Source organism: Sphingomonas sp. Xoc002 (genome assembly GCF_050408055.1).
Taxonomy (GTDB): domain Bacteria; phylum Pseudomonadota; class Alphaproteobacteria; order Sphingomonadales; family Sphingomonadaceae; genus Sphingomonas; species Sphingomonas yabuuchiae.
This window is the reverse complement of sequence record NZ_CP191175.1, coordinates 1,344,700-1,368,077: the sequence shown is the minus strand read 5'-3', so window position 1 is coordinate 1,368,077 and position 23,378 is coordinate 1,344,700. Positions and strand designations below refer to the sequence as shown.

17 protein-coding genes and 1 pseudogene are annotated in these 23,378 nt (G+C 63.1%); 9 read left to right on the top strand and 9 right to left on the bottom strand.

The features are described from left to right. Positions 1-70 precede the first annotated feature (70 nt). The 3 genes from ACQR50_RS06245 (at position 71) to ACQR50_RS06235 (ending at position 3,784) form a co-directional block, all read left to right on the top strand. Complete coding sequence (locus ACQR50_RS06245) at positions 71-1,966, top strand: dTDP-4-dehydrorhamnose reductase (RefSeq protein ID WP_428970228.1); 1,896 nt, start codon at positions 71-73, stop codon at positions 1,964-1,966. Between the two features lie 274 nt (positions 1,967-2,240). Further along, entirely contained in the window at positions 2,241-2,600 is a 360-nt protein-coding gene (locus tag ACQR50_RS06240) for a response regulator (protein WP_428970227.1), read from the top strand. A 188-nt stretch (positions 2,601-2,788) separates the two neighbouring features. Next, positions 2,789-3,784 (top strand): lactonase family protein, encoded by a 996-nt coding sequence (locus ACQR50_RS06235; protein WP_428970226.1) that lies wholly within the window; start codon positions 2,789-2,791, stop codon positions 3,782-3,784. Between the two features lie 65 nt (positions 3,785-3,849). Here ACQR50_RS06235 and ACQR50_RS06230 read toward each other — a convergent pair whose 3' ends face one another. Together ACQR50_RS06230 and ACQR50_RS06225 are read right to left on the bottom strand one after the other, a co-directional pair. After that, positions 3,850-5,151 (bottom strand): NADH-quinone oxidoreductase subunit D, encoded by a 1,302-nt coding sequence (locus tag ACQR50_RS06230; protein ID WP_428970225.1) that lies wholly within the window; start codon positions 5,149-5,151, stop codon positions 3,850-3,852. A gap of 135 nt (positions 5,152-5,286) precedes the next feature. Then, the gene (locus ACQR50_RS06225) at positions 5,287-5,994 is read right to left on the bottom strand and encodes a Crp/Fnr family transcriptional regulator (protein WP_428970224.1); all 708 of its coding nucleotides are present in this window, start codon (positions 5,992-5,994) and stop codon (positions 5,287-5,289) included. Positions 5,995-6,254: 260 nt separating this feature from the next. Between ACQR50_RS06225 and ACQR50_RS06220 the strand changes: the two genes are divergently transcribed. Together ACQR50_RS06220 and ACQR50_RS06215 are read left to right on the top strand one after the other, a co-directional pair. Beyond that, complete coding sequence (locus ACQR50_RS06220) at positions 6,255-6,680, top strand: response regulator (protein ID WP_428970223.1); 426 nt, start codon at positions 6,255-6,257, stop codon at positions 6,678-6,680. A 1,097-nt stretch (positions 6,681-7,777) separates the two neighbouring features. Next, complete coding sequence (locus ACQR50_RS06215; RefSeq protein ID WP_428970222.1) at positions 7,778-9,655, top strand: M61 family metallopeptidase; 1,878 nt, start codon at positions 7,778-7,780, stop codon at positions 9,653-9,655. Between the two features lie 15 nt (positions 9,656-9,670). On the opposite strand, the gene ACQR50_RS06210 is transcribed toward ACQR50_RS06215, so the two are convergent. The 7 genes and pseudogenes from ACQR50_RS06210 to ACQR50_RS06180 all read right to left on the bottom strand — a co-directional run bounded on the left by ACQR50_RS06210 (position 9,671) and on the right by ACQR50_RS06180 (position 16,606). Next, positions 9,671-10,537, bottom strand: coding sequence for an NAD(P)H-hydrate dehydratase (locus ACQR50_RS06210; RefSeq protein ID WP_428970654.1), 867 nt, complete (start codon positions 10,535-10,537; stop codon positions 9,671-9,673). Continuing rightward, positions 10,537-11,337, bottom strand: a complete 801-nt coding sequence (locus ACQR50_RS06205; RefSeq protein WP_428970221.1) for a histidine phosphatase family protein — start codon at positions 11,335-11,337, stop codon at positions 10,537-10,539. Before ACQR50_RS06205 ends, ACQR50_RS06210 begins: the two co-directional genes overlap by 1 nt. Before the next feature lie 96 nt (positions 11,338-11,433). Continuing rightward, positions 11,434-11,829, bottom strand: coding sequence for a cytochrome o ubiquinol oxidase subunit IV (gene cyoD / locus ACQR50_RS06200; protein WP_428970220.1), 396 nt, complete (start codon positions 11,827-11,829; stop codon positions 11,434-11,436). Further along, positions 11,826-12,494, bottom strand: a complete 669-nt coding sequence (cyoC, locus tag ACQR50_RS06195; protein ID WP_428970219.1) for a cytochrome o ubiquinol oxidase subunit III — start codon at positions 12,492-12,494, stop codon at positions 11,826-11,828. Before cyoC ends, cyoD begins: the two co-directional genes overlap by 4 nt. Then, positions 12,491-14,500: a cytochrome o ubiquinol oxidase subunit I gene (gene cyoB / locus ACQR50_RS06190; RefSeq protein ID WP_428970218.1), complete on the bottom strand. Its 2,010-nt coding sequence runs from the start codon at positions 14,498-14,500 to the stop codon at positions 12,491-12,493. Before cyoB ends, cyoC begins: the two co-directional genes overlap by 4 nt. 2 nt (positions 14,501-14,502) lie before the next feature. Continuing rightward, positions 14,503-15,321, bottom strand: a complete 819-nt coding sequence (gene cyoA, locus ACQR50_RS06185; protein ID WP_428970217.1) for a ubiquinol oxidase subunit II — start codon at positions 15,319-15,321, stop codon at positions 14,503-14,505. 504 nt (positions 15,322-15,825) lie between these two features. After that, positions 15,826-16,606 (bottom strand): annotated as a pseudogene (locus ACQR50_RS06180) (IS5 family transposase). Positions 16,607-16,906: 300 nt separating this feature from the next. Between ACQR50_RS06180 and ACQR50_RS06175 the strand changes: the two are divergent. The 4 genes from ACQR50_RS06175 to ACQR50_RS06160 all read left to right on the top strand — a co-directional run bounded on the left by ACQR50_RS06175 (position 16,907) and on the right by ACQR50_RS06160 (position 23,349). Next, positions 16,907-17,341: a pyridoxamine 5'-phosphate oxidase family protein gene (locus tag ACQR50_RS06175; protein WP_428970216.1), complete on the top strand. Its 435-nt coding sequence runs from the start codon at positions 16,907-16,909 to the stop codon at positions 17,339-17,341. Between the two features lie 32 nt (positions 17,342-17,373). Beyond that, the gene (locus ACQR50_RS06170; protein ID WP_428970215.1) at positions 17,374-18,366 is read left to right on the top strand and encodes an SDR family oxidoreductase; all 993 of its coding nucleotides are present in this window, start codon (positions 17,374-17,376) and stop codon (positions 18,364-18,366) included. A 95-nt stretch (positions 18,367-18,461) separates the two neighbouring features. Then, on the top strand, positions 18,462-20,507 hold the full coding sequence (locus tag ACQR50_RS06165) for a M13 family metallopeptidase (RefSeq protein WP_428970214.1): 2,046 nt from the start codon (positions 18,462-18,464) through the stop codon (positions 20,505-20,507). A 406-nt stretch (positions 20,508-20,913) separates the two neighbouring features. Further along, positions 20,914-23,349, top strand: coding sequence for a TonB-dependent receptor plug domain-containing protein (locus ACQR50_RS06160; RefSeq protein WP_428970213.1), 2,436 nt, complete (start codon positions 20,914-20,916; stop codon positions 23,347-23,349). Positions 23,350-23,378: the final 29 nt, after the last annotated feature.

Sequence of the window (23,378 nt, the reverse complement as noted above, 5' to 3'; positions counted from 1 at the left end):
TATAAATGCAAATCAGTCAGTTTCCCGGAACGCCGCCAACGCCGATCCGTTGGGCCGAAGGGAGACTGGGATGGACAGCCTGGAACTTTGGGGTGGCGTGGAATGCACCGTCAATCGCACTGCCACAGGCTATCGCGATCAGGTCCGCCTGAGCGGCCATCAGGACCGTATTACCGATCTCGACCTATTCGCCGGGCTGGGTCTGCGCGCGATCCGCTACCCCGTCTTGTGGGAACGCGTGATGGCGGACGGACGGACGCCCGATTGGTCATGGAGCGACGAACGGCTGGGGCGACTGCGCAAGCTGGGCATTCGGCCCATTGCCGGACTGGTCCATCATGGCAGCGGGCCGCCCCATACCCATCTGCTCGACGATGGGTTCGCCGCCGGGCTGGGCGACTATGCGCGACAGGTCGCCGAGCGTTATCCCTGGATCGGGGACTGGACCCCCGTCAACGAACCGCTGACCACGGCGCGGTTCTCTGCGCTCTATGGCCATTGGTATCCCCATGCACGGGACGAAGGCGCCTTCTGGCTGGCGCTGCTCAATCAGATCGACGGCACAAGAGCCGCGATGCGGGCCATCCGTCGGATCAATCCGGCGGCGCGATTGATCCAGACCGATGACTTGGGGCGCACCTATGCGACCCTCGTCCTGAGCGACCAGGCGGCGTTCGATAACTTACGCCGCTGGGCCGGATGGGACCTGTTGTTCGGGCGTGTCACGCCCCATCACCCGCTATGGGCACGGATCGGGAGCTTCGGGTTTTCCGACCGGCTGCGGCGCATCGCCGATGATCCCTGCCCACCCGACATCGTCGGGGTGAACCATTATCTGACCAGCGACCGTTTTCTCGACCATCGGTTGCAACGCTATCCGCCGCACACCCATGGCGGCAATGCGCGCCGCGCCTATGCCGATGTCGAGGCGATACGCGTGCTCGATCCCCCGCCCCCCGGACTGGCCGGAGCCCTTCGCGAAGCCTGGGACCGTTACGGCACGCCCATCGCGGTAACGGAAGTGCACAATGGCTGCACCCGGGAGGAGCAGCTGCGCTGGGCAGCGGAGGCGTGGGACGGATGCGTGACGCTTCGCCAGCAAGGCGTCGACATCAGGGCGGTCACAGCGTGGTCGCTGCTGGGTTCGCAGGGATGGGATACTCTGCTGACCCGTCCCGGTACCTATGAAGCGGGGGTATTCGACATATCCGATGGTGCGCCCCGTCCGACCGCCCTTGCGTTTTTATGGAAGGGGCTGCCAACCGCCGCCGAACGCCATCCGGTCGCTCATGCCCCGGGCTGGTGGCGGCGTCAGGATCGGCTCATCTATCCTCCTATGCCCTATCCAGTGAAAACACCGCCATTGCGCGAAGCGCACTCAGACCCGGTTCTGCTGATCTGGAGCCGGGACGACGCGCTGGCCCAGGCGTGGTCGGAACAGTGCCAAAAACGAGGCATCGCTCATTATGTGACCTCATGCGAAACGCACGACGGGGAGCCTCAGCCCGATATGGCCACGATGCTGGATGGTGTCCGGCCATGGGCCTTAGCCCACCTCGACGCCGAAAATATGGCCGACGCGATTGGGCTTGCGCATATCTGTCTGAACAAAAAGGTCGCGAGCCTCCACCTCATCGCCGGGCCTGCCTGTATCGCCCAGAATGAGGTCTCCCTACCAGCCCAGGATGACGTCCGGCCGCCGACACCCCCCGGCGCCTTGCTCATTCCGTGGGAACAGAAAGGCAGATCTGCGGACTGCCGATCCGACCCTACGCTGATGGACCGTGCGCTGGACTTGCTGATCGATGGCCAGGATGGATTGCATGATCCCGTCCGATCGCCGGTAGGGAGCAGCCGCGCCGTAGCGTGTTCCGGAACGACTATCCCCAAGATCGCCGATTCCATCGCTACGCGCGGGCGACGGGCCACCGTTACGGCGGCCTTTGGCAATTCTATTCAAACCTGAGGGAATGACCCTTCCCGGACGCGCAGCTTGCCGTCTGGTGGTGGCCCGAAGAGCGCACGAACGGGCAACCTTGGCTGCATGTCGATTGGCGGGAAAGTGACGTGACCATCCCCTTATGGCCTGAGGCCGACGGGAACTGGCCGAGGCCGGATATTGATCGAAAAAGCGCTTCCTTATCAATTACAAGCGCAGACGACCTACGTTATGGCAGCAGATGGGATTCACTGTTTCATTGCTCTTCCGGTCTCGAACCGGAGCCAGTTGGAGTCGCCTGATGCCTCTCACCAATCGCCGGATTCTGATCGTTGAGGACGAATATATGCTGGCTCAGGACCTTCAGCTCGAACTGGAAGATGCCGGCGCCATCGTCATTGGCCCAGAGGCCTCCGTGCGCTCCGCATTATCCCACATCCGACAAGAGGAGCGGATCGACGCCGTGATCCTGGACGTCAATCTCGGCGGGCAATTCGCGTTTCCCGTGGCCGACCTTCTGCATGCGCGGCAAATACCGTTCATATTCGCCAGCGGTTACGAAGACGACGTCGTGAAGAGCCGCTATCCCGGTGTCGTCAACTGCGCCAAGCCGTTCGTTTCCCGGCAACTTCTGCTCTCGCTCGAAAATGTCCTGCACTGACCTTCTGGGCGAGGTCCGTTTTAATGCATGGGTGAGGTCATGGCTGGAGCCGATTATGACGCGAAAAGCTGCTCGGATCACTTTGTCAGCGTTCAGCGCCTATTGCCCCTCCGGATTGGCGGCCGTTTCCTGCGGCAGGTCTTGATGCCTCATAGCATCATGAAACTCCACCCACGGTCGCTCTGCTCATGACCTGCCTCGTCATCGGAACCTATGCCGCAAAGGGTGGCGCAGGATTGATTCCTGTCGTGGAAGCCGGCGGCGTATGGACGATCGGCGAACCGCACAGGGCGATCCGCAACGCCTCGTTCGGAGTGACCTCGTCGCGATGGGGGCATTGCTACCTCGTGGACGAGCAGGCAGGAACGCTGGGGGTCTTCAACCCGTCTGGCGACTGGGCGCAAATCGGGCAAATGGAGACCGGCGGGCGGGCACCCTGTCACGTGGCACTGTCGCCCGACGAGACGCGGCTGGCAGTCGCCAATTACGAAAGCGGCACGATCACGCTGTTCGACCTCGACAGGCACGGCCTTCCAAAAGCGCGCACCATTCTCTGCAATCAGGGGCGCGGCCCAAACCTCGATCGACAAAGGGGGCCGCACGCGCATTGGGTCGGCTTCACCACTGCCGGTGCGCTGCTTTGCGTCGACCTGGGTGCCGATCACATTCTGGTTCGCGATGTGCCGGACAAAGACGATGCCCGCGTGCTTTACGCAGCGCCAACGGGCTCCGGGCCTAGACACCTGGCGTTCCACCCGACACTGAAGACCGGCTATCTCATCAGCGAACTTGCCGCGACCCTGACGGTCCTCCGCCCCGAAAAGGGCTGCTTCGTCGCGGACATCACCATCCCGACGGCCCCGCCTGAGGCAGACGCGGATAATCTGGGCGGAGCGATTGTCGTGGCGGGCGACAGGCTCTATGTCACCAACCGGGGACATGACAGCATCGCAACCTTCGCGCTGGATGGCGAGGGCACGCCGCACCTGCTTGGACATATGGCGAGCGGCGGTTGTTCGCCGCGCTTCCTGTTACCGCTCGAGGATCGGCTGGTCGTAGCCCATGAAGAAGGCGGCGGCGTCAGTATCTTCGGCCTGGCCGAGGACGGCACGCCCCTGCCCGATCCGGCCAAACTCGATATAGCGGCGGCGGCCTTCGTCATGGTCGATAAGTGGGCGGATTAGGCAGCGAGCCCGATCAGAGAGGCGGCGTAGAGAATGGAACCAAAGCGCCCGACTTCAAGCCGCTGCTAACGGTCGACCTCGCCGAACACGATATCCAGCGAGCCGAGAATAGCGGTGACGTCCGCCAGCATATGACCGCGCGACATGAAGTCCATGGCCTGCAAGTGGCTGAAGGCGGTAGGACGAATCTTGCAGCGATAGGCCCGGTTGCTGCCATCGGCGACCAGATAGACGCCGAACTCGCCCTTGGGGCTTTCCGTCGCGACATAGACTTCGCCAGCCGGAACGTGGAACCCTTCGGTGAACAGTTTGAAATGGTGGATCAGCGCTTCCATTGACCGCTTCATTTCGGCGCGCGAGGGTGGTTTGACCTTGACGTCCGAGGTCGCAACTGGCCCCTCCGGCATCTCCGCCAGGCATTGTTTCATAATGCGTGCGGATTGGCGACACTCCTCGACGCGAATCATGAAGCGGTCGTAGCAATCGCCATTGGTCCCGACCGGGATGTCGAAGTCCATCCGATCATAGACGTCATAGGGCTGAGACCTGCGTAGATCCCACGGAATGCCACAAGCGCGCAGGACCGGACCCGACATGCCCCAGGCGACCGCGTCCTCCCGCGATACGACGGCAATATCCACATTACGCTGTTTGAAAATGCGGCTGTTGACCACAAGCGCAACGGAATCTTCGAACAACCTCGCGAAGCGGTTGTCCAGCCAATCGGCAATGTCGGTCAGCAGCTTGAGCGGCACATCCTGCCGCACGCCGCCGGGTCGAAAATAATTGGCGTGCATCCGCGCGCCCGACGCACGTTCATAGAAATTATAGGTATCCTCCCGCAGCTCGAACATCCACAGGTTCGGCGTCATCGCGCCAACGTCCATGACGTGGCTACCCAGATTGAGCAGGTGATTCTGTATCCGAGTCAATTCGGCAAAGAAGACGCGCAGATACTGCCCGCGCAGCGGCACCTCCAGGTCGAGCAGCTTCTCGATCGCCAGGACATAGGTATGCTCCATGCACATCGGCGAGCAGTAATCGAGCCGGTCGAAATAAGGGATGGTCTGGATATAGGGCTTGGTCTCGATGAATTTTTCGGTCCCCCGGTGAAGGAAGCCGATATGCGGATCGATCCGCTCGATAATCTCCCCATCAAGTTCCAGCACCAGGCGTAGAACGCCGTGCGCTGCCGGATGCTGCGGGCCGAAGTTGATCGTATAGTTGGCGATGCTAACGTCGCGCTCGGCATCATCGGGGTCGAGGCTCGCTCCGCCAGCGTGCGGCCTGTCATCGCTTCGTGGATGCAGGCCGTCATGAAAGCTTGAATCGGGATGTAGCGTGCCGCCATGCGAACCATCGGCCATCGTAACGTCTCCTCGACCCCCTGCAGATATGCCTAGGCGTCGCACACGACATCACAACAACCCATTTGATTAATTACGCTTTTTTGAACCTCAGCCGTAAAATGCGCTTATATTCATATGCCGCAAATCGATAATCTAGCCTAATGCCCGACCGAATTCACGATTGATCACACCGTAGCACTCGCAGGTTGCCGACTCGAGTCCCTGTCGATCGATCACTTCGATCGTGCCACGCACATACCGGATATAGCCCGCCTTTTGCAGCATCCCGGCGGCGATCGAAACGCTGGGCCGGGTCACGCCCAGCATATGTCCCAAGAATTCCTGCGTCAGTGGGAAATGGTCCCCATCCACCCTGTCATGCGTCATGAGCAACCACCGTGCACAACGTGCTTCGATCGCGTGAAGCCGATTGCAGGCCGCCCCTTGCGAAATCTGCGTCATAAAGGCGAGCGTATAGCGCAGCAGCAGCGCGCGAAGACTCGGCAATCGGTCGAGCAGATCTGTGAACTTCGCGACCGAAAGGCGAAGGCCATGCCCCGGAATCTGGACAAAGACATTTTGCGGCACTTCGGCCACGCCCATCAGGGCCGGAATACCGATAAATCCCTCGCGTCCCGTCGTGCCCAACTCAACCGTCGCTCCGTCGATCATAGTGGAAACGGTCGAACCGACTCCGCTTCGAAAAAACCAGATATGGCTGAGTGGCTCCTCCGCCTTCTGCAAATGCATCCTGAATGGCAGATCGACCGCTTCGCACACAGCGAGCAGCCCCTCACGCTCGGAGGCAGGCAGAGCCGCGACGAGCAGATTCTCGTCGTTACGTGAAGAAACAAATGTCATTCGCCGTCATTCGGGTTGTTTCGCAGCATGCGAAATTACCTATGTCGGTTTCGTACAGCCCCCACCGACCCTATAAACCGGATGGGCGCATTCAGTATCTTGAGGAAGTATCGCGCCGGTCGCATCTGTAACCCATCGGACAGACGCGTGGGTCAGGCACCCGTAACGCCGACGGCAAGTCGATAACCCAATCCCATTGGCATCCCGACCCCCTATAACGGAACGGCTGCTGACGGCCGTTCCTGATTGGAGCGCACCAGTTGAACGACGCCCCTCTTGATAGCCTCGCGGATTCTCATCCTTCGCCTGTTGCGTCGATCGTCTCAACCCAGACGCTAGCGGGTTGGCGCGTCCTGATCGTGGAAGACGAATACTTCATAGCGGATGATCTCGCACGGGCGTTTCGGCGTGCAGGCGCCGTGATAGTCGGGCCGGCGCCATCGCTCAGCAAAGCGACCGCAGCCATCGCCCTGAACACCATCGATTTTGCTGTTCTCGACATCAAACTAGGTAACGACCTAGTCTTTCTGTTCGCCGATCACCTGCTCGAACGCCGCATCCCCTTCGTTTTCGCGACAGGATATGATGGCAGCGTCATTCCCCGTCGCTTCGCGGCGGTTCCTTCCTTCCAAAAGCCTGTGCGGACCGTACAATTGGTCGAAGCTATCATGCCTATGAAAGCCTGAGCCGGCAGCATTTATAACCGCTTGATAACGTAGGTCAGACAGTTCGATCCCGCCAATGTCGGATGTCCGACAGACCGGCGGCGATGCCGCGGCATAGCAATGGAGGCCTATCGTTTCGAAAAGCGAAGCGCCCGATGCTAAAAGGTCCGATCTTGGCAACACGTACGAAGCTTTTGCCCAAACAAGGCGTAAGGCCCTCGCTTCTCTTGCTCAGACAGGATCTGCTGGAGCCAAACGTTCGCATTGTTGGTATCTTCACATTCGCGGACTTGCAGGCTGAGGTTCGTCAAACCCATGGTGGACTATGGGGAGTGCTACGACGACAGGCGGGAGAGATGGGGTATAAGGACTGGCGTTACGTCGTCGAAACCGACCTGATCGGCTATCTCGCCTGTGCGCGCGAGGCGATGCAACGAATCGACATGATGGCCATCTGCTCTTCGTCGGCTCGATCGGTACGATCATCAAGAGCGAGGGGGAGAGCGTCTATTCAGCGACAAAGGCTGGCATCCAGGAATGTGGCGAACAAGATAAACGCAACGCCGTCGCTGACGAGAGCGTGCTGCATGATGGCGAGGTGGCAGAGGCAATCGAATTCGTCCTAAAACGCTCCGCCTGCACAGATATATTCAATCTTTGGATCTAGCCAAACATACGAAATACAAGACTACAAATATACCGCAGAACAAAACCCCTGCATCACCCCTAAGTGTTGAGGCATACGCAGCCTTTGCTCAAAAGTATCGCTACATTGCCTTCAAAATTCCGTGACAATCTTATTTCACAATTAAAATTTCTCAGGCATTACTTGCTAGACCTATTTTAAATTTGGAAACCCATGGGAAATCTATTTGTTTATGCGCCATGAAACACTTTTCTCTTATATTTCGGGACAGGTTTAACCGCTCGATACGGGTGCGCCAGTCCAAGGCGCAAGACGTATGGCAAGCGATGGGTGACGCAAATCGGCGCCTCTATGCGTGCTTTCGTAAAAGACGAAACAAATCGCTCGACCCATGTGGCCGGGTAGACGTCCTCGATAACAATGGTCACATCGTCGCGCGCATTTATTGCGCTGAAGCCATTTCGGCGATGTCATGAGCAAGGTGGAGATGCGCCGCCCGAGCACCGAACCGGGCGATCCATCTGGCGAGGTCTTTGCGATCGAGACGCCGCTGGACCGCCCCTATGCCGGGACGCTCGTCCTTCATGTCGATGCCACCGATGTCGGGCGCGGCATATTCAATGTCCGCCAACGCATCCCGGTAACGCGGTCGGGCCATCTGGTCCTCCTTTATCCGAAATGGCTGCCGGGCTTTCATGCCCCCATCGCGCCGATCGAATTGTTCGCGGGCCTGCGGATAAAGGCGGGCGATGCGGAATTGGCGTGGCGGCGGCATCCGGTGGCGGTGCACGCCTTTCTGATCGACGTGCCGCGCGGCGTCGATGCGATCGAGGCGGAGTTTGCCTTCCTGTCGCCCACCGATCCGTCGCAAGGGCGGGTCATCTGTTCGCCGGACCTGTTCTGCCTGCCCTGGCATTCGGTCGTGCTGTATCCGGCGGGCCATGCCGCGCGGCAGATTGCGATCGAGGCGCATCTGGCCATGCCCGAAGGGTGGCGCCACGCCTGCGCCCTGACCGAGAAGACGTGCCATGACAGCACGGTCGCGTTCGAGCCGGTCGCGCTCGACACGTTGGTCGACAGTCCCGTGCTGGCGGGCCGCTACATGCGGCGCATCCCATTGGGCGAGGACGTCACGCTGAACGTCGCGGCCGACGAGCCCGACCTGCTGGACGCGACCGACGCCCAGATTGCCGGGCACCGGGCGGTCGTGTCCCAGGCCCGTCTGCTGTTCGGGTCGAAGCCCTATGATCGGTTCGAGATGCTGCTTGGCCTCAGCAACAGCCTGTCAACCGTCGGCATCGAGCATCACCGTTCTTTCGAGGCAGTCAGCGACCCCGGCTATTTCACCGACTGGACGGCAAAACTGGTCCGGCGCAGCACGGTACCGCATGAATTCATTCATAGCTGGAACGGCAAGCACCGGCGCGGCGCGGATTCGTGCAGCCCGTCTTTCGACCAGCCGATCCGTAACGATCTGCTCTGGGTGTATGAGGGCCAGACCCAATATTGGACGAACATCCTCTGCGCCCGATCGGGCCTGTGGAGCGCGGAAGAGACGCTCGGTGCGCTGGCGCTGACGGCGGCGCGCTATGACGTGCGGCCGGGCAGCCTTTGGCGTCCGCTGCTCGACACCACGCGGGACCCGATCATCGCGGCCCGCAGCCCCCTGCCCTGGCCCAGCTGGCAGAGAAGCGAGGATTATTATGCGGAAGGGGCCCTGGTCTGGCTCGACGTCGACACGCGATTGCGCGAACTGACCGGCGAGGCCCGCTCGCTCGACGATTTCGCGCGGGCGTTCTTCGGGGGAAGCGACGGCGACTGGTCGACGCGGCCCTATGTCTTCCAGGACGTGCTCGACACGCTGGAGGCCGTCGCGCCCTTCGCCTGGGCCGATTTCTTCAAGGATGCCCTGGGCAGTCGCCGGGCTCATGCCCCGCTCGCTGGCCTGGAACGGGGCGGCTATCGGCTCGTCTATCGCGACCGGCCGAACTGCTATCAAGAGGCGCAGGAATCCGCCGCCGGTCAGATCGATCTGACCCATATTCTGGGCGTCACGATCAGCATCGAAGGTCGGGTCGGCGACGTCCTGTGGGACGGACCGGCCTTTGCCGCCGGACTGACGGCGGGGGCAACCATCGTCGCCGTCGATGGACGCGAATTCTCCGCCGGTCGATTACGGCATGTGGTCAGCAGGGCAGCGGGCGGCGAACTCGAGCTTCTGGTGCAACGCGCGGACGCCATACGCCCCATGGCAATCGGCGTGCCCGACGCGATGCGCTACCCCCATCTGGAACGCATCGGCGGCGCGCCAGCCCGGCTGGATCACATCCTCGATCCCCGTCGGCAATAGCCCTCCGCTTACCCGTCAGCGGGGCAGCAATCCCGGCAGGGCCGCGAGCAACTCCCCGGCGAGGAAACCGATCGGCCCGGTGGAAGCCGCCAGCCGCCGCCCGGCCTCGCCGTGGAGCCAAACGCCCCATGCCGCGGCCTCGATCGGCGAGACGCCGCGCGCCAGCAGCCCGGCGATCACGCCCGACAGCACATCGCCCGACCCGCCGGTCGCCAATCCGGGGCCGCCGCCGGGATAGTGAAGAAGCTTACCGGAGGGCGCAGCGATGAAGGTCTTGCCTCCCTTCAGGACGACCACCGCCTGGGTGCGGCGTGCCGCCTCGCGCGCTGCGCCCGGCTGGTCGTCACGGACCGCATCGGCGCTTCTGTCGAGCAGCCTGGCCATTTCGCCATGATGCGGCGTGAGGATCAGCCTGTCCCGCCAGGCATGCAGCTGAGCCGGATCATGGCGCAGACAGGTGGCGGCGGCAGCGTCGAGCACCAGGTTGGTGTCCGGCGCCTCGGCCGGATCGAGCGCCGCGATCACATCAGCGGCCGCCCGCTCCGCGACCATGCCCGGCCCGATCACCACCGCCCCATGCGAGGCGGCCTGCGCGGCCAGCGCCGCCGGATTCTGGACGGCGATCTCGCCATCGATCTCGGGCATTTCGACTACGCCCAGCTCGGGTGTCAGCATAGCGACGAGCATCGCCGCGCTCGCGCGTGTGGCCACGCGGACCCGCCCCGCTCCGACACGCAGCGCCGCTTCCGCCGTCAGCCGCACGACGCCCGGCGCGCGAACGGAGCCGCCGATCACCAGCACACGCCCTCGGCTCTTCTTGTCGACCTCCCCCTCGGGCAGGGATAGCGGATGCTCGGCCCGCCAGCGCGCATCGATCTCCATCACGAATGCTCGTCCTGCGAACGCGGCTCGGCGGTGACCGTGGCCCGCTCGTCGGTCAGTGGCGCGGTGGCGTTGAAGGACGACAGGCGCAGGCCGCCGCCCGGTCCGGCATTCGGGTCAAAGACATATTCGGTCACGCCGCAGTTGACGACCGGAGCCTCGCGATCGATGGCCAAAATCTCCTCCTCGCTCAGACCTTCCAGGATGTAGCGCAGGCACAGGACGACGACCTGATGCGCGATGATCATCACCCGGCGCCCACCATGATGAAGCGCCACCGTGTCCATCAGCGAACGGAGCCGCAGGATGACATCGCACCAGCTCTCTCCCCCCGGCGGGCGGTGATAGAATTTGCCCAGTTCCGCGCGCAGGCGCGCCTGTTGCGGTTCCTCCTGGGCGATCCCGGCGGCGGTCAGCCCGTCCAGAATGCCGAACTCCTTCTCCCGCAGCCGCTCGTCGAAGCAGATCGGCAGGTCGATGCCGCCTCCCGCCGCCTCCCGGAAGAGCGTGGCGGTTTCGCGGGCTCGGACATAGGGCGACGCCAGGATCGTTTCCGGGCGGGCCATGCCGGGCCGCGCGAACCAATGCCCCAGCGCCCGGGCCTGCTCGATGCCCCGTGGCGACAGGGGAATGTCCATGTCGCGCCGGTCGAGGCGGATCCGTCCCGCTCCGGCCGACAGCGCCTGCGCCCGTGCGACATTTCCCGCGCTTTCGCCGTGGCGCACGATCCATAGTCGCTCCGGCCAATGCGGGGCGGGCCAGCGATCGTGGATGGCGGGGCGGCGGGCGGTTTCGCTCATCCATTGAGAACGGCTGGCCCGCGCCCGGGTTGCTCTTTCGACCCATGGTTCGACCCTAAACCACTCAGACGGAACGCTTCGGTCGCACGAGGCGGGTCAGCGCATATGCTGCATCATGGCGTCGGGACTCATCGCCATATTGTGGTTGAGATGGGTCATCACCCATACCGACCCGCCCACGACCAGCAGCACGATCAACACGCCAAAGGCCAGTGCCAGCACATTGTTCGTATTGTCCGGCCCGGTTGTGATGTGGAGGAAGAAGACCAGGTGCACGCCCATCTGCGCCAGCGCCAACACGATGATTCCGGCGGGCACGGCCGGTCCCCAGATCAGATCGGTCGACGCGATCCAGAAGGACGCGCCGGTCAGCAGCGCCGCCAGAAACAACCCCAGCGTATAGCCCCGAGCCCCGTGCGCGGGCTCCTGGGCATCGATCCCTTCGTCACCGGGTGCCGCATCGCCAAGATCGTGATGATTGCGCTCGCTCATCCCAGATTCCCCAGCAGATAGACGATCGAGAAGACGCCGACCCAGACGATGTCGAGCGCGTGCCAGAACAGGTTGAAGCAAAGCAGCCGCCGATGGACATTGGCGGGAAAGCCACGAAGGACGACCTGCGCGATCATCGTGGCCAGCCAGAGCAGCCCCACCGCGACGTGCAGCCCATGCAGCCCGACCAAGGCGAAAAAGGCGGAAAGAAAGGCGCTGCGCTGCGGCCCCGCGCCCTCTCGGATCAGGGTGGCGAATTCATCGAGCTCGATGCCCAGAAAAGCGAGCCCCAGCACGCCGGTCACGATCAGCCACAGGGTCGTACCGCGCATATCCTCCCGGCCGGCGGCAAGGCTCGCCAGGCCGCAGCTATAGCTGGACAGCAACAGACAGACGGTCTCGATCGCGACGCGGCCCCGTCCGAAAATCTCCGCGCCGGTGGGGCCGCCCGCCGTCTCCCCCGCCAACACCGCATAAGCGGCGAAAAAAGCCGAGAACATGACGATGTCGGACAGCAGATAGATCCAGAAGCCATAGCCGACGATGATCCGCTTGGAGGCCGGGCCGCCTTCGCCATGTCCGGTGGCATCGCTGCCATGGCCATGCCCGTTATGCCCCCGCCCCAGCGCATAGGGATCGGGCTGCGCGTGGGTGGCGACGGTCATGCCGCCGTCTCCGCGCGCGCCGCCAGCCATGCCTGGCGTGCCGCGCGCCGTGCGCGATCGGCCCTCGCGACCTCGTCGGCGGGTACCTCATATTCCTCCTCGCGCCGCCAGGCGAACGCGACGAAGGTGGCATAGGCTCCGGCAAAACCCAGTGCGGCCATCCACCAGATATGCCAGATCAGCGCAAAGCCGATCACCGTGGCGAAGAAGGCGGTGACGAACCCCGTCGCGCTGTTGCGCGGCATTTCGATCGGCGCATATCGGGGCTCGGGGCCCAGTCGCTGCGTCTCGATGGCGCGTTGCTTGATGCCCCAATAGACCTCCTCGCCGCGCACGTCGGGGATCGTGGCGAAATTGAAATGCGGCGGTGGGGACGCGGTCGACCATTCCAGGCTGCGTCCGTCCCATGGATCCCCGGTCACGTCGCGCAGACGTTCCCGATCGCGGATGCTGACGACAAGTTGCACCACCTGGCCCGCAACGCCAAGCATCATGAAGCCCACGCCCGCCAGCGCGACGTGCAGCCATGGCACCCATTCGTCCACCTCCACATGCTGAAGGCGCCGTGTCATGCCCTCCAGCCCGACGACATAGAGCGCGCCGAAGGTGAGCACGAACCCGATCAGGGACGGCCAGAAGGCGATCTTTCCCCAACGCTCGTCGAGCTGGAAGCCGAACGCCTTGGGAAACCAGAAGGCGTAGCCCGCAAACGCCCCGAACACGACGCCGCCGACGATCACGTTATGGAAATGCGCGACCAGGAACATGGAATTGTGCAGCATGAAGTCGGCCGGGGGCACCGCGAGCAGCACGCCGGTCATCCCGCCGATGACGAAGGTGACCATGAACGCCAGCGACCACAGCATCGGCGTCGGAAAGCGGATGCGCCCGCCATACATGGTGAACAGCCAATTGTAGATCTTCACGCCCGTGCCCACCGCGATGACCGACGTCGCGATGCCGAACGCCGCGTTCACGTCCGCTCCCGCCCCCATGGTGAAGAAATGGTGCAGCCAGACGAGGAACGAGACCACGACGATGAACAGCGTCGCCGCGACCATCGATCGATAGCCGAACAGCGGCTTGCTCGAAAAGGTGGAGAACACCTCCGAAAAGATGCCGAAGGCGGGCAGGATCAGGATATAGACTTCCGGATGCCCCCAGGCCCAGATGAGGTTCACGAACATCATCATGTTGCCGCCGGCATCGTTGGTGAAGAAGTGAAACCCCATATACCGGTCGAGCGTCAGCATCGCGAGCGTCGCGGTCAGGATGGGAAAGGCGGCGACGATCAGCATGTTGGAGCCGAGCGCGGTCCAGCAGAACATGGGCATCCGCAGATAGGACATACCCGGCGCGCGCATCTTCAGGATGGTCGTGACCAGATTGACGCCCGACATCAGCGTGCCGACGCCGGAAATCTGGATCGCCCACAGATAATAATCAACCCCGACGCCGGGCGAATAGGTCGTCTCCGACAAGGGCGCATAAGGCAGCCAGCCGGTACGCGCGAACTCCCCCAGGACCAGGCTGACATTCACCAGCAGCGCCCCCGATGCGGTCAACCAGAAGCTAACAGAATTGAGCGTGGGAAAGGCGACGTCGCGCACCCCCAATTGCAGCGGCACGACGAAATTCATCAATCCAATGACGAAGGGCATCGCGCCGAAGAAGATCATGATCGTGCCATGCGCGGAAAAGATCTGATCATAATGTTCGGGCGGCAGATATCCTTGCGCGCCGCCGGTCGCCATCGATTGCTGGCTGCGCATCATGATCGCATCGATGAAACCGCGGATCAGCATCGCCAGCGCCAACATGGTGTACATGATGCCCACCCGCTTGTGGTCGACGCTGGTGATCCATTCGTGCCAGAGATAGGGCCAATAGCCGCGTCTGGTGATCCAGACGAACACGGCCAACAGTGCCACCATCACCAGTCCCGCCGCAATCAGCGGGATCGGCTGTTCGATCGGAATCGCCGACCAGTCGAGTTTTCCTAACATCGTCAGATCTCCGGCGTTCCTGGCGAAACATGTGGGTCGCCGCCACGACCTTCCTTTGGCCCCAGAGCGGGCTTTAGCCGCTGAGCGACGATCGCCTCGAACAACCCCGGCGCGGTCGCGCGAAAGCTGAAGGGACGCACGTCCTGGCTTTGTCGGGCCAGTGCGGCATAAGCGCGCGCGTCCAGCACCGGCCCGGCCGTGCGCGCGGTTTGCGCCCAGCGCGCGAACGCGTCCGGCGGCAGCGACCGGACGGTGAAGTTCATGTCGGAAAAGCCATCGCCGCTATACATGGCGGACTGTCCGTAGACCTGGCCCGGCCGGTCCGAGCGCAGGTGCAGCCGCGTCTCCATGCCGTTCATGGTGTAGATCATCGACCCCAGCCGCGGCACGAAGAAGCTGTTCATCACGCTGGCCGAGGTCAGCCGGAAGCGCACCGGCGCACCAATCGGCAGCATCAGCTGATTGACCGTCGCGATCCCCTGCCCTGGATAGATGAACAGCCATTTCCAATCGAGCGAAACAACCTGCACCTCCAGCGGCGCCCCAGTCGTTCCGGGCGCAGCCTCCACTGGGCGATAAGGATCAAGGTCATGGCTGCCGACCCAGATGACCCCGCCAAGGAAGAGGATAACCAAGATTGGGATCGACCAGACAATCATCTCGATCCGCCCCGAATAGACGAAATCGGGGCGGTATCGTGCCCGGTGATTGCCCGCCCGGAACCACCATGCAAATGCCAGGGTTGCAACGATCGTGGGCACCACGATCGCCAGCATGATGACAAGCGCATTCAGCAGGATTTGGCGATTGGCCGCCGCCACCGGACCATCGGGGGCAAGAATGCTCGCCGGTGCGCATCCCGAAACGCCCAGCAGCACTGGCCATAGAACTGGCCAGCGAGTCGTGACAAGCGACCGCCATGACAACGGCTCCACTTCAACGAAACTCAAGACGTTTTGCCAATGCCGAGCCGATTGGCATTCTAATCTCATGACATATGCCGATGGGTCGTATCACGGACATGCGTTGGCCGCTGGTTCGGCAGTATCCATGGCGCGATCCGGCCCTTCCAAGCCGTGGAAGGGATGGGAGGCCGTTACGCGTGAGCTTATGACGACGATCGACCATGACTGCCTCCAATTGAAGGAGTAGCATCGCCAAATGTCACTTACGGTCGTTAACGTAAATCTATTATTATTATCTCGCAGGTTGAAAGAACTTTTTCTTGAGATAAAGCGATTATCTTTGACTGATGTCAAATATGCGCATCTATTATGCAAATTAGTTTAAGGGGTAATAATTTGGTTAGGGTCAGGACACGTTGATCACAGCCAGAAGATGATGGTGGCAGCGAGGGCGACGGCGGAGAAGAAGGCGTTTGGGCACCGATCGTAGCGGGTGGCGACACGGCGCCAGTCCTTCAGACGGCCGAACATGATCTCGATGCGGCTGCGGCATCGATAGCGGCGTTTGTCGTATCTGACCGGCTCGTTGCGCGACCTGCGACCTGGGATGCAGGGTTCAATGCCCTTGGCGTTCGGAGCATCCCTGAACCAGTCGGCGTCATAGCCGCGATCGCCGAGCAGCCACTGCGCTTTCGGCAGATCGTCGAGCAACGCGGCTGCACCTGTGTAGTCACTGACCTGGCTGGCGGTCATGAAGAAGCTTAACGGGCGACCGTTCCCGTCGGCAATGGCATGCAGCTTTGTGTTCATGCCGCCCTTGGTGTGGCCAATCAGGCGGCCAAGATCCCCTTTCTAACCCGCAGGCTTGAGGCCGTGCGGTGCGCCTTCAGGTAGTGCCTGCCCCGGCGAAGGCCGGGGTCGCGTCGATCATGACCGTCTTGGGCTCGGCATTCACCGCTGCCAAACCTTCCATGATCCGCGTGAAAACACCTGCTTCGCCCCAGCGCCTCCACCGGTTGTAGAGCGTCTTGTGCGGACCGTAGGCGCTGGGCGCGTCGCGCCAGCGCAGCCCGTTGCGGTTGACGAAGACGATGCCGCTCAGCACCCGTCGATCATCGACGCGCGGCTTGCCGTAGCTTTTCGGAAAGAACGGCCGCAGCCGCTCCATCTGCTCATCCGTCAGCCAAAACAGGTCGCTCATCCCAGTCTCCTCGCGGAGTCTGAATCAGATTGCGACGCTCACATCAATGGGTCCTGACCCTAGCCATTAGTGCTAATCTAATTTCCTGAATAAAAGCGATAAATCCTGAACATATTTGGGCGTCAGCGAACATCAGAGGATGAAGCAGTTCTGCGGATACCTCTTCCGCCATCCGACGCTCGCGCTGATGCGCTTTCAGATCCGATGAACCCTATCGGCTTTCGCCCGTTACGAACTCCAAGCAATTTCAGGGATTTGGCTTTTTGCCAACGCCTGCGACCTTGCCGGGAGAATGATCGCATGGCGACGATGACGCTGCCTGAACTGGCGAAGAAAATGGCAAAGCTCGATTTCGCGATGCTCGCGACGCAAAGCGCCTCCGGGGCGATGACGGCGCGGCCGATGAGCAACAATGGCGATGTCGATTATGACGGCGACAGCTACTTCTTTGCCTATGCCCAGTCGCGCAAGGTGGCGGAAATCGAGGCTCAGCCGCTGGTGACGCTCAGCTACACCGGAGCGGTCGGGATGCTAGGCGGGCCGCCGCTATTCGTCGCGATCGAGGGGCGTGCCGCGCTGATCCAGGATCGTGCGCTGTTCGAGGCGCATTGGACCAAGGATCTGGACCGCTATTTCCCCGAAGGCATCGACACGCCGGGCGTGGTCATGATCCGGGTCCATGCCGAGCGTATCCGTTACTGGGATGGCGAAGACGAGGGCGAAATCGCCGCCTGACACCTCCCCTGTCTTTCGTGAAGGACATCGACATGAGCGATTTCGAAACCTCGCGGCGCGGGGTCCTGGGTGGGGCGGCGCTGGGGCTGGCGGCCACGGCGGCACCGGGCGCGGCGGCGGCGCAGGCGGGTGGCGATAGCGTGCCCAGCCTGCGCGATCCGCGCTCGGCCTATACCCGCACGCCCTTCCCCGAGCAGCGTCAGCCCTGGCCCGCGCTCGCCAGCAAGATGACGCCGCGCCCCGATCATGGCGAGACCAGCTATCGCGGATCGGGCAAGCTGACGGGGCGCAAGGCGTTGCTGACCGGCGGGGACAGCGGTATCGGCCGCGCCGCCGCAATCGCCTTTGCCCGCGAGGGCGCCGATGTCGCGATCAACTATCACCCCAGCGAGGAGCCGGACGCGCGCGAGGTCGCAGACCTGATCCGTCAGGCGGGTCGCAAGGCGGTGCTGCTGCCCGCCGATATCCGCACGCAAAAGGCCTGTGAGGAGGTGGTGCGCAAGGCGATCGCGCAGCTCGGCGGCCTCGACCTGCTGGTCAACAACGCCGCCTATCAACAGTCCAAGGCGGACATCATGGAGATCAGCGACGAGCAGTTCGTCCGCACCTATGAGACGAACGTCTATCACGTCTTCCGCTTTTCCAAGGCGGCGATCCCGTCGATGCCGCCGGGTTCGGTCATCATCAACACCATCTCGCAGAACAGCTATGATCCGGGCGAGGACCTGATCGACTATGCCTCGACCAAGGCGGCGATCCAGAACCTGACGCGGGGCATGGCCAAGCAGCTGGCCAAGAAGGGTATTCGGGTCAACGCCGTATCGCCCGGCCCGATCTGGACCCCGCTTCAGGTCGCAGGCGGGCAGTTGCCGGGCAAGATGCACGAGTTCGGCCAGGACACCTCGCTCGGCCGCGCTGGGCAACCGGCCGAGTTGGCCTCGCTCTATGTGGCGCTGGCGAGCGGCGAGGCGACCTTCTCCACCGGCACCGCCGTCGGCGCGCATGGCGGCAAGGGCTTTCCATAAGCGGCGATCATGACGTGAAGTTCATGTTATGATCCTTGACTTGGAGGCTGCGAAGGGTGCTCCATCGGGCCTGAACTCCCGATTTCAGGATCATCATGAAGCGCTTTGCCTTTGCGGTCACCCTCCTCGCCTCTTCCGCCGCCATTGCCCAGACGGGCCTGTTGCCCGGCGTCGACAAGGCGCTGATCGACGACAGCGTCAAACCCGGCGACAATTTCAACGACTATGCCAACGGGACATGGATCAAGACTGCGCAGATTCCGGCGGATCGATCCTCGATCGGGGTCGGGCTGGACGTCTCGCTGCGGGCCGAGGGGCGCACCGCCGCGATCATCAAGGGCGCGGCATCGGCCAAGGGCGCGCCCGGTAGCGACGAACAGCGCATCGCCGATTATTATGCCGCCTATACCGATACCGCCGGGAACGAGGCGCGCGGGCTGAAGCCGATCCAGGGCGATCTGGCCGCCATCGCCGCGATCAGGGACAAGCACGACCTGTCGCGCGCGATCGGCGCGGCGATGCGGTCGGACACCGATCCGTTCAACAACAACAATTACGCCAGCACCAACGACCTGTTCGGCCTGTTCGTCAGCCAGGATCTGAACCGGCCGACCCGCAACGTGCCCTATCTGATGCAGGGCGGGCTGGGCCTGCCCGACCGCGACTATTATCTGTCGGACAAGCCGGAGATGGCGGAAATCCGTACCGCGTACCGCGCCTATCTGACCCAGTTGATGACGCTGGCCGGGCTGTCCGATCCGCAGGCCCGCGCCGACCGCGTCTTTGCGCTGGAGATGAAGATCGCCGCCGCGCAGACCGACATCATCGCCAGCCAGGACGCGCATAAGGGCGACAATCCCTGGACCCGCACCGATTTCGACACCAAGGCTCCCGGCATCGACTGGAATGCCTTCTGGACCGCATCGGGCGTGCCCGCCGGTCAGCGCGACTTCATCGCGTGGCAGCCGGATGCGATCACCAGGCTGTCGGCCTTGGTCGCCAGCGAGCCGCTGCAAAGCTGGCAGGACTGGCTGGCCTTCCACACGATCAACCAGGTTACGGGTTCGCTGCCCAAGGCGATCGACGATGCGTCGTTCGGCTTTTACGGCCGCACGCTGAACGGCACGCCCGCACAGCAGCCCCGCGAGAAGCGCGGCATTTCGGCGGTCAACGGCGCGCTGGGCGAAGCGGTCGGCAAAATCTATGCCGCGCGCTATTTCCCGGCGTCGTCCAAGACCGAAATCCAGACGATGGTGAAGAACATCGTCGCCGCCTTCGACCGCCGCATCGCCGCACTCGACTGGATGGCGCCCGCGACCAAGAAGGAAGCGCGCGCCAAGTTGGCGGTGCTGAAGGTCGGCGTCGGCTATCCCGACCATTGGTGGAATTACCCCAAGTTCGACGTTCGCGCCGACGATCCGGTCGGCAATGCCCAGCGCGCCAGGCTGTCGATCTATCGCTATCATCTGGCGAAGTTGGGCAAACCGGTCGATCGCGGCGAGTGGTGGATGACGCCGCAGACGGTGAACGCGGTCAACCTGCCGCTCCAGAACGCGCTGAACTTCCCCGCCGCGATCCTGGAGAGCCCCTATTTCGATCCGAAGTTCGACGCGGCGGCCAATTACGGCGCGATCGGATCGGTGATCGGGCATGAGATCAGCCACAGCTTCGACAATCTCGGGTCCGATTTCGACTCCACCGGGCGGCTGCATAATTGGTGGACGCCTGCCGATCTGAAGCGGTTCGAGGGCGCCGGTCAGGCGCTGATCGCGCAATATAGCGCCTATGAGGCGCTGCCCGGTCTTCACCTGAACGGCGAGCAGGAACTGGGCGAGAATATCGCCGACGTCGCCGGACTGACCGCCTCCTATGAAGCGTACAAGGCCTCTCTGGGCGGCAAGCCCGCGCCGGTGATCGACGGCCTGACCGGCGACCAGCGCTTCTTCCTGGCCTTTGCGCAGAGCTGGCGCACCAAGATGCGCGAAAAGGCGCTGCGCGCACGGATCGCCACCGATGTCCACGCGCCCGCGCCGTGGCGGGTGCTGACCGTGCGGAATCTCGACGCGTGGTACGGCCCGTTCAAGGTGCAGCCCGGCCAGAAGCTGTACCTGACGCCCGAACAGCGCGTCCACGTCTGGTAAATTGCAGGTGGATCGACATTCACAATCCCCTCTTCTTTCCCTCTCCCCTGGATAGGGGAGAGGGTTAGCGGAGCTTGCCAGCGTGCTGGCTAGCACAGCTTGGGTGAGGGGTTGAGCGAGCCTTCGGCTCGCGCGCTCGGGAACCGAGCGCTCCACCCCTCACCCAGCTCCGACTAAGCCTTTGCTTTCGCAAAGACCAAGTCTGCGCAACCTCTCCCCTCTTTGAGGGGCGAGGGAGAGACTTGTCGACTATCATGGATGTTTCGCCATCCCCCATCCCCCATCCGTCACCGCCAAGCCAACCTTATCGCCCCCCAAGCAAGCCTTGCGCCCCAATTCCCAGCAACGCTGTAGAGATAGAAGCAACAAAGCTCATCTCGTTGATAAGAATAGGGGGAATGACCCGATGCGCACCGCGCGATCCATGCTGCTTGGCGGCACCATGTTGCTGAGCCCGCTGCTGGCGGCACCTGCTCTGGCCCAGAGCGCGACCGAGCCGACCGCCCAGACCGAGGCCGAACCCGCCGCCGCCCCGGCGCAGAACGATATCGTCGTCACCGGCACCCGGGCGCAGGGGCGCAGCCGCCTCGACTCCGTGTCTCCGGTCGACGTGCTGAGCGGCAACGCCCTGCGCGCGCAAGGGACGACGGAACTGGCCCAGGCGCTGTCGAGCGTCGCGCCCTCGATCGACTTTCCCCGTCAGGCGGCGGTGGACGGCACGGATGCGATCCGCCCGGCCACGCTGCGCGGCCTGTCGCCCGACCAGACGCTGGTGCTGATCAACGGCACGCGGGCACACACCTCGGCGCTGCTCAACATCAACGGTTCGATCGGACGCGGTGCGGCGGCGGTCGACCTCAACACCATCCCGACCGTCGCGCTCGACCGGGTGGAGGTGCTGCGCGACGGCGCGTCGGCGCAATATGGCTCGGACGCGATTGCGGGCGTGGTCAATCTGCGGCTGCGCGAGGCCCGTTCGGGCGGCGGCGCGAACGTGACCTTCGGCACCTTCGCCACCCAATATGATGCCGCGCGCACCTCGCGATCGGTACGCGACGGCGAGTCCGTGACGATCAGCGGCTGGAAGGGCTTCGGCCTGGGCAGCGATGGCTTCCTGACGCTGTCGGGCGAATATGTCGCGCGACAGCCGACCAACCGCGCCGATATCGACCCGCGCGGCCCCGCACCGCAGCGTATCCGCGCCCGCTTCGGCGATCCGCAGATCGAACAGGGCACCGTCTATCTCAACGCCGCGCTGCCGCTCGGCGACAGCGGCTGGACCGCTTACGCCAATGGCGGTTTCCAGCAGCGCGACAGCGAAAGCGCCGCCTTCCCGCGTGTCGCGGGTGCAAACGCCGCCAATGTCGAGGCGGTTCGGGGCCTGTATCCGGACGGCTTCCTGCCGCTGATCGGCACGACCTCGCGTGATTATAATGCGACCGGCGGCGTGCGCGGGACGATCGGCGACTGGAATGCCGACCTGACCGTCAGCTATGGCCGCAACACGATCGACTTCGCGACGCTGAACTCAGCCAATTCGACCTATGGCAACGCCACGCTACGCGACTTCGACGACGGTCGCCTGACCTATGACCAGCTCGTCACCGGGCTGGACCTGTCGCGCGAATATTCGCTGGGCGCGGCGGTCTTCAACGTCGCGGCGGGTGCCGAATATCGCCGCGAGGGCTTTAAGATCGAGGCGGGCCAGCCCGAAAGCTACAACCGCGCGCCCGGCGCGGCCGCCAATCTGGCGTCAGGTGCGCAGGGTTTTGTCGGCTTCCGGCCGGAAAACCAGGTCGATGCGCATCGCAGCAACGGCAGCCTGTATCTGGATGTCGAGGCCAAGCTGTGGGATCGCCTGACCCTGGGCGCGGCCGTCCGTGGCGAGAGCTATTCGGACTTTGGCGAGACGGCGACCGCGAAATTCTCGGCCCGCTATGACGTCGCACCGTGGCTGGCCTTCCGTGGCACGCTGTCGACCGGCTTCCGTGCGCCGTCGCTGCAACAGCAATATTATACCTCGACCCAGACGCTGGTGACCAACGGCACCATCCTGGAAACCGGCCTCTATCCGGTCGACAGCACCCTTGCCCGGACGCTGGGCGCACTGCCGCTGGAGCCGGAGAAGTCGCGCAACTATTCGCTGGGCACGGTCGTGCGCTTCGGCGGGTTCAGCCTGACCGTCGACGGCTATCGCATCCGCATCCGCAACCAGATCGTGCTGTCGGAGAATATCCAGTCCTCGGCCAGCGCCCAGGTCGCGGCGTTGTTGTCGCCTTTCCAGGTTCAGGCGGCGCGTTTCTTCATCAACGGCGTCCAGACCACGACCAAGGGCCTGGACATCGTTGCGGCGTATAATTGGCGCAGCGAGACGCTGGGCAATTTCAACCTGAGCGCGGCGGCGAACATCAACGACCTGTCGGTCGACCGGGTGCCGACCTCGACGGCCGCGCTGAACCCCGCGCCCAGCCTGTTCGGCCGCAACCGTATCCTGACCATCGAACAGGGCACGCCGCGCACCAAGATCGTCGGCTCGGTCGACTGGACCCGTCAGGCGGTCGGCGCGACGTTGCGCGCGGTGCATTATGGCGATGTCCTGCAACCCGGATCGGTGGTTGCCAACGACCTCTATACCGGCCCGCGGACCATCGTCGATCTGGAGGGACGGTATCGCTTCAACGACAATGTGTCGCTGGCGCTGGGGGCGTCGAACCTGTTCGACGCCTATCCCCGCACGACGCCCGCCGCGCTCAACAACAATGGCGTGACGGCATTCCCCTATTACTCGCCCTTCGGCTTCAACGGGCGGCAGCTTTACGGCCGCTTGAACCTGACCTGGTAAGGCCTCCCCATTCCTCCCCATCTTTGATG